Annotated in this window: 14 protein-coding genes; 4 read left to right on the plus strand and 10 right to left on the minus strand. The window is 58.6% G+C overall.

What is annotated here, in order from left to right:
- Positions 1-2 precede the first annotated feature (2 nt).
- Positions 3-479 carry a GNAT family N-acetyltransferase gene (locus PMI18_RS08690; RefSeq protein WP_007903812.1) on the minus strand — a complete coding sequence of 159 codons (477 nt, stop codon included), beginning with the start codon at positions 477-479 and terminating at the stop codon, positions 3-5.
- 112 nt (positions 480-591) lie between these two features.
- Entirely contained in the window at positions 592-852 is a 261-nt protein-coding gene (locus PMI18_RS08685) for an Os1348 family RiPP precursor (protein ID WP_007903813.1), read from the minus strand.
- Between the two features lie 617 nt (positions 853-1,469).
- Between PMI18_RS08685 and PMI18_RS08680 the strand changes: the two genes are divergently transcribed.
- From PMI18_RS08680 to PMI18_RS08665, 4 genes are all read left to right on the plus strand, one after another.
- Positions 1,470-2,729: an OprD family porin gene (locus PMI18_RS08680; protein ID WP_007903815.1), complete on the plus strand. Its 1,260-nt coding sequence runs from the start codon at positions 1,470-1,472 to the stop codon at positions 2,727-2,729.
- Between the two features lie 203 nt (positions 2,730-2,932).
- On the plus strand, positions 2,933-3,580 hold the full coding sequence (locus tag PMI18_RS08675; protein WP_007903820.1) for a hypothetical protein: 648 nt from the start codon (positions 2,933-2,935) through the stop codon (positions 3,578-3,580).
- A 35-nt stretch (positions 3,581-3,615) separates the two neighbouring features.
- The gene (locus PMI18_RS08670; RefSeq protein ID WP_007903822.1) at positions 3,616-4,377 is read left to right on the plus strand and encodes a DUF3050 domain-containing protein; all 762 of its coding nucleotides are present in this window, start codon (positions 3,616-3,618) and stop codon (positions 4,375-4,377) included.
- A gap of 50 nt (positions 4,378-4,427) precedes the next feature.
- Positions 4,428-5,246 carry a methyltransferase domain-containing protein gene (locus tag PMI18_RS08665; protein WP_007903824.1) on the plus strand — a complete coding sequence of 273 codons (819 nt, stop codon included), beginning with the start codon at positions 4,428-4,430 and terminating at the stop codon, positions 5,244-5,246.
- 67 nt (positions 5,247-5,313) lie between these two features.
- Here PMI18_RS08665 and pcaC read toward each other — a convergent pair whose 3' ends face one another.
- The 8 genes from pcaC to PMI18_RS08625 all read right to left on the minus strand — a co-directional run bounded on the left by pcaC (position 5,314) and on the right by PMI18_RS08625 (position 12,307).
- Positions 5,314-5,706, minus strand: a complete 393-nt coding sequence (pcaC, locus tag PMI18_RS08660) for a 4-carboxymuconolactone decarboxylase (protein ID WP_007903825.1) — start codon at positions 5,704-5,706, stop codon at positions 5,314-5,316.
- Between the two features lie 10 nt (positions 5,707-5,716).
- Positions 5,717-6,523: a 3-oxoadipate enol-lactonase gene (gene pcaD, locus PMI18_RS08655; RefSeq protein WP_007903826.1), complete on the minus strand. Its 807-nt coding sequence runs from the start codon at positions 6,521-6,523 to the stop codon at positions 5,717-5,719.
- Between the two features lie 11 nt (positions 6,524-6,534).
- Entirely contained in the window at positions 6,535-7,899 is a 1,365-nt protein-coding gene (locus PMI18_RS08650) for a 3-carboxy-cis,cis-muconate cycloisomerase (protein WP_007903827.1), read from the minus strand.
- 245 nt (positions 7,900-8,144) lie between these two features.
- Positions 8,145-8,711 carry a protocatechuate 3,4-dioxygenase subunit alpha gene (pcaG, locus tag PMI18_RS08645; protein WP_007903828.1) on the minus strand — a complete coding sequence of 189 codons (567 nt, stop codon included), beginning with the start codon at positions 8,709-8,711 and terminating at the stop codon, positions 8,145-8,147.
- A 1-nt stretch (position 8,712) separates the two neighbouring features.
- Complete coding sequence (gene pcaH / locus PMI18_RS08640; RefSeq protein WP_007903830.1) at positions 8,713-9,417, minus strand: protocatechuate 3,4-dioxygenase subunit beta; 705 nt, start codon at positions 9,415-9,417, stop codon at positions 8,713-8,715.
- 51 nt (positions 9,418-9,468) lie between these two features.
- Entirely contained in the window at positions 9,469-10,674 is a 1,206-nt protein-coding gene (gene pcaF, locus PMI18_RS08635; protein WP_177319033.1) for a 3-oxoadipyl-CoA thiolase, read from the minus strand.
- On the minus strand, positions 10,671-11,450 hold the full coding sequence (locus PMI18_RS08630) for a CoA-transferase subunit beta (protein ID WP_007903834.1): 780 nt from the start codon (positions 11,448-11,450) through the stop codon (positions 10,671-10,673). The genes pcaF and PMI18_RS08630 overlap by 4 nt, the downstream gene beginning before the upstream one ends.
- On the minus strand, positions 11,450-12,307 hold the full coding sequence (locus PMI18_RS08625; RefSeq protein WP_007903838.1) for a CoA transferase subunit A: 858 nt from the start codon (positions 12,305-12,307) through the stop codon (positions 11,450-11,452). The genes PMI18_RS08630 and PMI18_RS08625 overlap by 1 nt, the downstream gene beginning before the upstream one ends.
- Positions 12,308-12,325: the final 18 nt, after the last annotated feature.

Consider the following 12,325-nt stretch of genomic DNA (forward strand, 5'->3'; position numbering starts at 1 on the left):
CCTTAGGCAGGCGGCAACGACTTTGCCATCGTCAGACTGGCGACGTCATAACCGAGTTGTTCATAAAGACGACGAGCCGCATCGTTGCGACCAAAGACATGCAAGCGCACTTCCTCGCACCCGGCCTGGCGCGCCCATGACTCGACGGCCAGCATTGATTGCCTGGCATACCCCTGACGGCGTTCGCCGGGCTCAATGTATATATCCAGAATAAAAGCGATCGGCCGGGCACCGGCGTGTCGTTGGGCGATCCATAATTCACCGACGCGCCGATCCTTGTCCTTGATCACCCAGAGTTGATTGTTTTCAGACAGTCGCCCTTGCGGCAACAACTGCTCGAAGACGTTCCTGGACTTCTGCGAAGCCTCTTCCTGATCCCATTCACCCGAGGCGACCATGCCTTGGCCATATTCGGCAATGGCTCTTTCGGCGAAAGTCACATAGTCCGCATTGTCCATTGGAGCCAAGGTGACAGGCATGGGCCATTCACTCCCTGTTCGACCACTTTGCGTCCTGGTATTGAATCGAGCCATTTGGCGTACCGCGCAAATCGACCGGCTTTGCGTGGCACGCCAAGCGGCATCAGGACTTTTAATCCATTCGTGCTTGTATCTGTTGCTGCTGGTCAAATATCGCAGCAGTTCCAAGTTTGTCGCGAATACCCGCGCCGGCAGTCCCCAGTTTTACAGTATCAATATTTTTGACGGCTGTAAGTTCAGTAGCACTTAAGTGCACACCAATTCCTTTTGCAGCAGCCTCGGCATCTGCATGCAGTTTTGCGGCAAAGTCCTTATCGATAAGGGCGCGACCTACGACCGTGGCGAGACGCTCCTGATTAACTCTTGAGGGCATGGTGTTTCTCCTTGTTATTTCGGCATGACAAAAATGTACTCCTGACGATGCATAAAATTTCCCTTGCCCGCCCTGAGGACTTTAAATATAGCAAGACCTTCTTTCTTTTCCAGCCATATCGACGAGGTGCTTTAAATCTTTTCACGATAATCGATAACACCAAATCTTACGTTTAACTGGCGACTATCCATATACCTTTATATGACTGTAAAAGCTGTAGGAAACCTCTTACAACCAAAGAATTAAGCACTTCCATCTAACCTTAACAAAAACAATAAAACGCCATTAATAAAGCAGCCACTCAAATTCTAATGATTAACGCGGATAACTATGGGATTTAATTAAGAATGCCTCATGCCATCCCTGACTCGACAGGCATCGATAAGTGTTCGTTAATCGCCCAAAACCCCGTTCAGCCAATTGAATCTCCCCGTCCATCCCTCGCACCATTGCCCGCACCTGCATAAACCAATAACAACAGGTCCGACACCATGACTACGCGCCCTACCCGCTCCGGCTGAGCCCCCACTCGTTTATCCATTCCGATTTTTTTGTCTGCGACCTCTGGTTGCGGCTGCGTACTGCTTCATCCCTGATAATTAGAGAGACCCGAGCCCATGACCTCCTCCACCGCGCAGTATTTCTTTCCCGGCCTGATCGCCATCGCACTGACCGGCGCGGCCCTGCCCGCCATGGCCGAGGAAGCCGGTTTTGTCGAAGGAGCCAAGGTCAACCTGAACCTGCGCAATTTCTACATCAACCGTAACTTCACCAACCCGACCAAGACCCAGGGCAAGGCTGAAGAGTGGACGCAAAGCTTCATCCTCGACGCCAAGTCCGGGTTCACCCAAGGCACCGTCGGGTTCGGCATGGACGTGCTGGGTTTGTATTCGGTCAAGCTCGACGGCGGCAAAGGCACCGGCGGTACGCAGTTGTTGCCGCTGGATCACGACGGTCGTCCGGCAGACAATTTCGGTCGAACCAATGTGGCGTTCAAGGCCAAGCTGTCCCAGACCGAAGTGAAGGTCGGCGAGTGGATGCCAGTGCTGCCGATCCTGCGTTCGGACGACGGTCGCTCGCTGCCGCAAACCTTCCGAGGCGGCCAGATCACCTCGAAGGAAATCGACGGCCTGACGCTCTACGGCGGCCAGTTCCGCGCCAATAGCCCGCGCGATGACAGCAGCATGAGTGACATGTCGATGACGGGTAAAACGGCGTTCACTTCAGACCGCTTCAACTTCCAGGGCGGTGAGTATGCCTTCAACGGCAAACGCACTCAGATCGGCCTGTGGAACGCTGAACTCAAGGACATCTACAGCCAGCAATACGTCAACCTGATCCATACCCAACCGCTGGGCGACTGGACACTGGGCGCCAATCTCGGTTTTTTCTATGGCAAGGATGACGGCAGCGCCCGGGCCGGCGAGCTGGACAACAAAACCTGGTCGGGCCTGTTCTCGGCCAAATATGGCGGCAACACCTTCTATGTCGGCCTGCAAAAACTCACCGGTGACAGTGCCTGGATGCGGGTCAACGGCACCAGCGGCGGCACCTTGGCCAACGACAGCTACAACGCCAGCTATGACAATGCGAAGGAAAGATCCTGGCAATTGCGCCACGACTACAACTTCGCCGCCCTTGGCGTGCCAGGCCTGACCCTGATGAACCGCTACATCAGCGGCGACAACGTACACACCGCAACCACCACTGACGGCAAGGAATGGGGCCGCGAAAGCGAACTGGCCTATACCGTGCAGAGTGGCACGCTCAAAGACCTCAATATCAAATGGCGCAACTCGACCATCCGCCGCGACTTCAGCAACAACGAGTTCGACGAGAACCGGTTGATCGTCAGTTACCCGATCAGTTTGTTGTGAGCCTTTCATCAGGTTCTCACTGAACCCGTCGAATAAGCCGCAAGGAAGCGGCTGCAGTTGAGCTGTTATAACAAAATGAAAGTCACTCTATTATCAAAACAACTTAAGACCTGTTAGTTCTACCAGTAGACGCCTGCACTTTCGACTTCTAGAGTCTGACCTTCGAAGTATCCAACGGCTTTTAACCATGGAAGGTAGACACTATGAACTGGTGGCAGACCGATATATTGATTATGGTTTCTTATGGATTAGTCCATTCCTGCCTGACAACAAAACCGGCAATGAGTCTTTACGAAACAGTCTTTCCCGCCTGGAGCTGGAATATCGGCATGTGTGTATTTTCTGCAGCCACGTTGATTCTGGGCATTCTTTATTGGCAACCGTCCGGGCACTACATCTATGTGTTGATACCGGGCAGCCCACTGTTTCATTTCGCCGCCTTATCGATGGTCACGCTGTTAGGCCTGACCATTTACTGTTTCCGTTATACCTCGACTTTTTGGCAATGGCTCGGCGCTCACCAGTTAATTGCCCGTCTTAGAGGAAAAAAACCTCCCGAACCCTATCGACTGCATATACAAGGCATCAAACGTTACATCCGTTTTCCTCATCATACGTTCTTGATGTTCTTTTTCTGGGCCCACCCGATCATGACGTACGACACCCTGCTCTTTTCAGTCGGTACGACGATCTATATGTACATAGGCACGTGGCACATGGATAAACGTCTTGAAGCAATATTTGGCGATGAATGGCGGATCTACAAGAAAGATACCGGGCTCATGCTGCCTTCACCCAAAGCATGGTCACGGCTTTTTACAGATCTTCGCCAGCAGCAAGACGCCATCTGACAGCGGCTCAAATAATTTTGTGCAGGGATGCAATCATGTTTGAAACAGAACTCGAACCCTATCAATACCGGCTGGCCCAACATCCACTGTATGCGGCCATTCGTTCGGTCGAACACGTCAGATTATTCATGAGTCGCCATGTCTTTGCGGTCTGGGACTTCATGAGCCTGGCCAAACGGCTGCAACGTGACCTCACGTGCACGCAAATTCCATGGATGCCGGTACAGCATGCAGACTGCGCCCGTCTCATCAATGAAATCATTACCGGTGAGGAATCGGATCTCGATCTGAATGGCCACCCCGCCAGTCATTTCCATTTGTACCTGGATGCAATGGCGGAAGTCAGCGCGCCCACTGAGCGAATCGAGACGTTCATGCATCAATTCGCCCACTCTTTTTCGCTACCGCAAGCCCTGACTCAGGCTCGTGTTCCGGCGTACGTCCAGACGTTTGTCAAACACACCCTTAAAACGGCCCGCAAAGCATCCACTGCGGAAGTTGCCAGCAGTTTTCTTTTTGGCCGCGAAGACCCGATACCCGACATGTTTCAGACATTGTTGAACAATTGGGGGATCACCCATAGCCAGGCCCCCAAGTTTATTCATTACCTGAATCGACACATTGAAGTGGACAGTGGCGACCATGGCCCTGGCGCGCAAAAAATGCTGTCCCGATTAATCACGACGCCCGACCTGCGGGAAAAAGCGTTGAGCGCCGCCATCGAGGCTATCGAACACCGCATCAGGCTATGGAACGGCATCTATCGCGACATAAAAAAGTCGGACAGAGGTGGGTAAAAAATCCGCAGCGATAGTTTGTCAGCCTCATGGACACAGAGGACCACCTCATGATCACGCGACGAGAGCCAATGGCCCCCGAGAATACCCATTGGGACGCCAAGGCCTATCAGCAATTCTTCCGCCTTCGACAACGCCCCGTTAACGAGTTACTCAACCGGGTTGAACTGAAAAATCCCAAGCGTATTTACGACTTGGGTTGCGGCACCGGTATCGCGACTCAATTGCTGGCAAAGCGTTGGCCCCGAGCCCATTTGCAGGGCATCGACAGTTCCGGACAAATGCTGCAGGAAGCCCGGTGCCTGCCCATCAAGGCGCTGTGGAAACAATGTGATCTGCTGGACTGGGCACCAGAGCAATCGGCCGATCTGCTGTTCGCCGCCGCCGTATTGCACTTCATCAGCGACCATGAACAACTGCTGCCGCGCCTTCTTCGCCTGCTCAACCCTGGCGGTTGCCTGGCGGCGCACATGCCCGACTGGCGAGATGCGTCGTGGTACCAATTGATGCTCGACACACTCGAAGACGCCGGTCCCGGCCACACACCCTTGGGCACGGCGCAACTGCGTCAGGCCATGGCGGCGAGACCGTTGTTGTCGCTGGAGGGCTATTACCGCTTGCTGACGCCACTCACGCAAAAACTGCAGATCTGGGAGACCAAGGAATTACAGGTGGTCGAGGGACGTTCGCCGATTTACGACTGGGTCAAGGTTTCGGCCCTGCGACCGGTATTGATGGCGTTGAATGATGATGAAAAGGCACGCTTTCTGTACCACTACCTGATGCGCGTGCATGCGCATTACCCGCCGGAGAGCGACGGGCTTACGTTGTTTCCGTTCAAGCGGATCTTTATCGTTGCGACGGTGTGAGCGCACATGCATCAAATCGATCACCGCTTTCGCGAGCAAGCCCGCACACAGGGGTTGTGGTGGACAGTTATGCCCGGGACTCAACCCCCAACTCATCCCACACCGACTCGGCCAGGTGGAAGGTCGCGTTGGCCGCCGGGATGCCGCAGTAGATCGCGCTCTGCATGATCACTTCCTTGATCTCGCCGCGGGTCACGCCGTTGTTGGCGGCGGCGCGCAGGTGCAGTTTGAGTTCTTCGTTGCGGTTCATGCCGATCAGCATGGCGATGGTGATCAGGCTGCGGGTGTGGCGCGGCAGGCCCGGGCGGGTCCAGATGTCGCCCCAGGCGTGGCGGGTGATCATCTCCTGGAACTCCGAGTTGAACTCGGTCAGCGCGTTCAGGCTGCGGTCGACATGGGCATCGCCCAGTACTGCGCGGCGAACGTTCATGCCCTCGTCGTAACGTTGTTTCTCGTCCACAACAATCCCCTCAATGAGCTGACAAAAACGCCAGTACTCGGTCGCTGAACGCAGCGCCGGCCTGGACGTTGGACAGGTGCGCGGCGTAGAACTCTGCATACTCGGCGCCACGCACGTGCGCCTGAATGAAATGCCCGCCGGACGGTGGCGTCACCGCATCTTCGCTGCCGGAAATCACCAGCAGCGGCACCTGAATCGACGACAGCTGATCGCGGAAATCGGCATCGCGCACGGCCGCGCAATTGGCCGCGTAACCTTCAGGTGACGTGGCCGCGAGCATGTCGGTAATCCGCTTAACCGCTGCCGGATTGGCCTCGGCAAAATCCGCAGTGAACCAGCGCGCAATCGACGCATCGCGCAGGGCAACCATCGCCGCCGAGCCGTCACGCAGCACGGTTTCGATCCGTGGATTCCACACCGACGGATCACCGATTTTCGCCGCGGTGTTGCACACGATCAGTTTGTTCAATCGCTGACTGGCATTGATCCCCAGCCATTGGCCGATCAACCCGCCCATGGACAGACCACAGAAATGTGCGCGTTCGATGTGCAAGGCATCCAGCAGCGCCAGCACGTCGCGGCCCAATTGCTCGATGCTGTACGGCCCCGGCGTCACCAACGACTGGCCGTGACCACGGGTATCGAAACGCAACACGCGAAAATGCTCGGTGAACGCCGGGATCTGCGCGTCCCACATGTGCAGGTCGGTGCCCAGTGAGTTGGACAGCACCAGCACCGGCGCATCCGTCGGTCCATCGAGTTGCGGCCCTTGAATTTGGTAGTGCAGTTCGCCCTCGGCGAGTTGTACGAATGCCACAGCAGTCTCCTTCAGGCTATCAACGCAAAATGTTCAGCCACCGCTCGCTCGACCCAGGTATGGGCCTGACCGAGGTAATGGGCGGGGTCCAGCAGACGATCGAGTTCAGCGCCCGACAGCTCGGCAGTCACCTGCGGCTCGTCACCGAGTACCGCGCGCAGATGACGTTGCTCGGCCACTGCGCGTTTGCAGCATTGCTCCAGTAGATGGTGCGCGGTGTCGCGACCGACCCGTTGTGCCAGCACGATGCTCACGGCTTCGGCCAGCACCAGGCCCTGGGTCAAGTCGAGGTTGCGCGTCATTCGGTCGGCATCCACTTCCAGTCCGTCGGCCACCAACAGCGCTTGCTGCAAGCTGCCTGACACCAAACAGCAGATCTCCGGCAGGGTTTCCCATTCGGCATGCCACAGGCCCAGGCTGCGTTCGTGTTCCTGCGGCATCGCGCTGAACAAGGTCGAGAGCAACCCCGGCACCCGCGTCGCCGCGCCGATCAGCACCGCTGCGCCCACCGGGTTGCGCTTGTGCGGCATGGTCGAAGAACCGCCCTTGCCCGGCGCCGACGGTTCAAACACTTCGCCAGCCTCGGTCTGCATCAACAGGCTGATGTCGCGGCCGAGTTTGCCGAGGCTGCCAGCGATCAATCCAAGCACCGCGCCGAACTCCACCAGACGATCACGCTGGGTGTGCCAGGGTTGATCCGGCAAGGTCAGTTGCAGTTCCGCGGCCAAGGCTTCGGCAATCGGCATCGCCTGCTCGCCGAGGGCCGCGAGGGTGCCGGAGGCGCCGCCGAATTGCAGCACCAACAGGCGCGGTTTGAGTTCCAGCAGACGCTGACGGCTACGCGTCACCGCCCCCAGCCAACCGGCGATTTTCATGCCGAGGGTGACCGGCGTCGCATGTTGCAGCCAGGTGCGCCCGGCCAGCGGCATGGCAACGTAACGCCAGGCCTGGGTTGCGAGGGTTTCCCCCAGTTGCGCCAGATCAGCTTCGATCAATTCCAGCGCGCGGCGCAGTTGCAGCACCAGGCCGGTGTCCATTACATCCTGGCTGGTCGCGCCCAAATGCACGTAACGCTCGGCTTCGGCATTGTTCTTTGCGATCTGTTTGCCCAACGCCTTGACCAGTGGAATCGCCGAATTCCCCGCCGTGGCAATGGCCTCACCCAGCGCGGCGAAGTCATAATGCTCGGCCCGACATGCCGCTTCGATAGACGCGACAGCCGTCTGCGGAATCAGCCCAACCCGCGCCTCGGCCCGGGCCAGTGCCGCTTCGAAATCAAGCATGGCCTGAACCCGGCCCTGATCGCAGAACACCTCACGCATGTCGCGTGCCGTGAAGTAGGCATCGAACAATTGATTGCCCGGTCGCTGGTTCATAAACAGTCCTTGCAAGCGTGGGGCCGGTCAGGCCGACGCGTAGAAATCAAAGGTCGTTGTGCAAATACTACGCCGACACGTATCCGTGAACATTTCGAGTCCAGACAGGCGTTGCAATATCCCGTTCCATGCTATCCCTGTGGGAGCGGGCTTGCCCGCGATGACTGAGTCACATCCAACATTAATGTTGACTGACCCAACGCTATCGCAGGCAAGCCACGCTCCCACAGGTTTGCGGCTTTCACTCAATAATCGAAGAACACCGTCTCGGCATCCGTCCCCTGCAGAACCACATTCCACTGATAAACACCCGCAGCATCCTGCTTCGCCAGCAAAGTACTGCGGCGTTCAGCAGGGACGCACTCCAGCAGCGGATCCGCTACGTTGGCCGGTTCGCCATCAAAGTAAATCCGCGTCAACAAGTGCTTCACCAAACCGCGAGCAAACACCAGCACCACCAAATGCGGCGCCTGGGTCGTGCCCTTCAGGCCTTCCACTGTGCCCGGTTTGATCGTGGTAAACCGGAAGCGCCCTTGCGCATCCACCGGCACCCGGCCAAACCCTTCGAAATTCGGGTCCAGGGGTTTGTCCTGATCGTCTTCGGGGTGGTCGTACTTGCCGGCGGCGTTGGCCTGCCAGACTTCGAGCATGGCGTCGTTGACGAAGTCGCCATTGCCATCGACGACTTGCCCGGTGATTGCCACGCGCTCGCCGAGGGTTTGTGCAACGGTCAGGTCTTCACGGTTCAGCCAGGTCAGGCCGATGTGGTAATACGGCCCGACGGTGTGGGACGTGGTCGCGTTCAGCGTCATCTTATTTCTCCATCGGCGTTGCTTCGCGGCCGCGCAAGACGATGTCCCAGCGATAACCGAGGGCGTAGGAAGGGATGGTTTTTTCCAGGTCGAAACTGGCGATCAGGCGCTCTTTGGCGCTGGTATCCGGCACGCAGTTATAGATCGGGTCGTAAGCCAGCAACGGGTCGCCCGGGAAATACATCTGGGTCACCAGCCGCGTGAGAATACTCGGCCCGAACAGTGAGAAATGGATGTGCGCCGGGCGCCAGGCGTTGTGATGGTTACCCCACGGATAGGCACCAGGCTTGATGGTCTGGAACTGATACCAGCCATCGGCGTCGGTCACGGTACGGCCGGTGCCGGTGAAGTTAGGGTCCAGCGGCGCGTCGTGCAGGTCACGCGCATGGTTGTAGCGCCCGGCGGCGTTAGCCTGCCAGATCTCCACCAGAATCCCCGGCACCGGCAGACCGTTTTCATCCAGCACGCGGCCGTGGATGATGATCCGTTCGCCCAGCGGTTCGCCCTCGTGCTGAGCGGTCAGGTCGTTGTCCTGCTCCTGGATGCGCTCGGCGCCGATGGTCGGCCCGGTGATTTCCGACAGCGAATGAGGCAAAAACACCAACGGCTTGGACGGCGAGCGAAGGTTGGTGGATTGATAAGGAGGGTGCAGGTATTCCGGCTGAGTGCCCGCCTGCGGGCGACGGTAACCAGGTTTGTCAGTCATTACGCTTTCCTCAGTTCTTATTAGTCGACGCTTTATTCACAGCCAAGCGTGTCAGACCCGCTCGATCGCCAAGGCCAGCCCCTGGCCGACACCGACGCACATGGTCGCCAGACCTTTCTTGCCACCGGTTTTTTCCAGCTGATGCAGCGCGGTCAATACCAAGCGTGCACCGCTCATGCCCAGCGGATGGCCCAAGGCAATGGCGCCACCGTTCGGGTTGACCTGGGCCGCGTCATCCGCCAATCCCAGTTCACGCAGCACCGCCAAGCCTTGGCTGGCGAAGGCTTCGTTGAGTTCGATCACGTCGAAATCGCTGACTGCCAGGCCCAGGCGCTCGGTCAATTTACGCACCGCCGGCACCGGGCCGATACCCATCACCCGCGGTGCAACGCCGGCGCTGGACATGCCCAACACTTTCGCGCGGGCAGTCAGACCGTGTTTTTTAACTGCTTCGGCCGAAGCCAGGATCAACGCCGCCGCACCGTCGTTCACACCGGAGGCATTGCCAGCGGTGACGGTTTTGTCCGGACCGTTGACCGGTTTGAGTTTGGCCAGGGTTTCCAGTGTCGTGTCAGCACGGGGATGCTCATCCTGCGTGACCACGCTTTCACCCTTCTTGTGGGCAATGCGCACTTCGACGATTTCTTCGGCGAAAAATCCTGCTGCCTGCGCGGCGGCCGTGCGCTGCTGACTGCGCAGGGCGAACGCATCCTGATCGGCGCGGGAGATCCGGTAATCGTCGGCCACGTTATCGGCGGTCTGCGGCATCGCATCCACACCGTATTGGGCTTTCATCAACGGGTTGATGAAACGCCAGCCGATGGTGGTGTCTTCCAGTTTCATGTTGCGCGAGAACGCCGCATCGGCCTTGCCCATCACGAACGGTGCGCGAGACATCGACTCGACGCCGCCGGCAATCGCCAGCTCCATCTCGCCGCTGGCGATGGCCCGAAACGCCGTACCGATCGCATCCATGCCCGAAGCGCACAGGCGATTGAGGGTGACCCCGGGAATGGTTTCCGGCAGGCCCGCCAACAACAACGCCATGCGTGCCACGTTACGATTGTCTTCGCCGGCCTGGTTGGCGCAACCAAGGAATACTTCGTCCACCGCGTTCCAGTCCACCGACGGGTTGCGCGCCATCAGCGCTTTGATCGGCACGGCGGCCAGATCATCGGCGCGAACCGCCGACAGGCCGCCGCCGAAACGGCCGATGGGAGTGCGAATGGCGTCGCAGATATAAACGTCACGCATCAGGCTTCTCCAGGTGCTTGGCCGTGGGCGGCAGCCGTGCGAGCTTCCAGATCGCGCAGCGCGGTCAACTCGAGCTCGGTTGGCTCGGCGGTGTTTTCCACCTGATCGGCAAAACGAATCGCCCAGCCGGTGGCGGCAATCACTTGCTCGCGAGTCACGCCTGGGTGCAGCGCGGTCACCACGAATTCATGAGTATCCGCTTCGGGTTCCATGATGCACAGGTCGGTAATGATGCCGACAGGACCGGCACCCGGCAGGCCGAGACGCTTACGTGAATCACCGCCCTCGCCATGACCGACCGAGGTGATGAAGTCGAGTTTATCGACAAAGGAGCGCGCCGATTGCTTGAGGATGATCAGCACGCTCTTGGCGGAGCCGGCGATCTCCGGCGCGCCGCCAGCACCTGGCAGGCGGACTTTCGGCGCGTGGTAGTCGCCAACGACGGTGGTGTTGATGTTGCCGAAACGGTCGACTTGCGCGGCGCCGAGGAAACCGACGTCAATGCGCCCGCCCTGCAACCAGTAGCGAAAAATCTCACCGGTCGGGACGACGGTGTCGGCGGTTTCCGCCAGCTCACCGTCACCGATCGACAGTGGCAATACGCTCGGCTTGGCACCGATCGGACCCGATTCGTAGATCAGGACTACGTCTGGCGAGGAAGTCAGACGTGCCAGGTTGGCGGCTTTCGACGGCAGGCCGATGCCGACGAAGCATACCGAACCGTTTTTCAGACGGCGGGCGGCGGCGACGGTCATCATTTCATTGGTGGTGTAAGTCATTACTTGGCCTCCGAAGCAGCGGCCAGCTTGGCCTGGAACTCACTGAAGTCAGCGCAACCGTGGATGTACTCGTTGATCCACGCGGTGAAAGTTTCACGGTCGCGGGCAATCGGGTCCCAGGCTTGATAGAAGCGGTTGTCGCGTTCGGTGTAACCGTGGGCGTAGGACGGATGCGCGCCCCCCGGTACATGGCAGACCGCGCTCAAGGCCCAGGTCGGCAGCACGCAAGCGTTCATCGGTGCGTTGAGGTCGTCGACGATTTCTTCAACAGTGACGATGCAGCGCTTGGCGGCCAGCGCCGCTTCTTTCTGCACGCCGAGAATGCCCCAGAGCAGCACGTTGCCTTTGCGATCGGCTTTCTGCGCGTGAATCACGGTGATGTCCGGGCGCACCGACGGCACCGCCGCCAGCACTTCGCCGGTGAACGGGCACGTGACGGTTTTGATCAGCGGGTTGACCTTCGGCAGGTCGGAGCCGGCGTAGGCACGCAGCACCGCGAACGGTAAGCCCGAAGCGCCCGCGACGTAGGCATTGGCCAGGTCGGCGTGGCTGTGTTCTTCGATTTCCAGGGCATGCGGCCACTGCCTTTCGACCGCGTCACGCAGACGGTGCAGCGAGCCCACGCCTGGGTTACCGCCCCAGGAGAAAATCAGCTTGCGAGCACAACCGGCACCGATCAACTGGTCGTAGATCAAGTCGGGCGTCATCCGCACCAGGGTCAGATCTTTCTTGCCCTGACGGATGATCTCGTGACCCGCCGCCGTAGGAATCAGGTGAGTAAAGCCTTCGAGCGCGACGGTATCGCCGTCGTTGACGAACTGCTTTACCGCGTCATGCAGCGAAAGGATTTCAGCCATGGGGCAGGCTCCCGTTTT

Origin of the sequence: Pseudomonas sp. GM102 (assembly GCF_000282555.1) — a bacterium.
In the GTDB taxonomy this organism is placed as follows: Bacteria; Pseudomonadota; Gammaproteobacteria; order Pseudomonadales; family Pseudomonadaceae; genus Aquipseudomonas.

Bases quoted from the DNA above. Each gene is read 5' to 3' on its own strand.
- PMI18_RS08690 (WP_007903812.1), bottom strand. From the start codon at position 479: ATGCCTGTCACCTTGGCTCCAATGGACAATGCGGACTATGTGACTTTC.
- PMI18_RS08685 (WP_007903813.1), bottom strand. From the start codon at position 852: ATGCCCTCAAGAGTTAATCAGGAGCGTCTCGCCACGGTCGTAGGTCGC.
- PMI18_RS08680 (WP_007903815.1), top strand. From the start codon at position 1,470: ATGACCTCCTCCACCGCGCAGTATTTCTTTCCCGGCCTGATCGCCATC.
- PMI18_RS08675 (WP_007903820.1), top strand. From the start codon at position 2,933: ATGAACTGGTGGCAGACCGATATATTGATTATGGTTTCTTATGGATTA.
- PMI18_RS08670 (WP_007903822.1), top strand. From the start codon at position 3,616: ATGTTTGAAACAGAACTCGAACCCTATCAATACCGGCTGGCCCAACAT.
- PMI18_RS08665 (WP_007903824.1), top strand. From the start codon at position 4,428: ATGATCACGCGACGAGAGCCAATGGCCCCCGAGAATACCCATTGGGAC.
- PMI18_RS08650 (WP_007903827.1), bottom strand. From the start codon at position 7,899: ATGAACCAGCGACCGGGCAATCAATTGTTCGATGCCTACTTCACGGCA.
- pcaG (WP_007903828.1), bottom strand. From the start codon at position 8,711: ATGACGCTGAACGCGACCACGTCCCACACCGTCGGGCCGTATTACCAC.
- pcaH (WP_007903830.1), bottom strand. From the start codon at position 9,417: ATGACTGACAAACCTGGTTACCGTCGCCCGCAGGCGGGCACTCAGCCG.
- PMI18_RS08630 (WP_007903834.1), bottom strand. From the start codon at position 11,450: ATGACTTACACCACCAATGAAATGATGACCGTCGCCGCCGCCCGCCGT.
- PMI18_RS08625 (WP_007903838.1), bottom strand. From the start codon at position 12,307: ATGGCTGAAATCCTTTCGCTGCATGACGCGGTAAAGCAGTTCGTCAAC.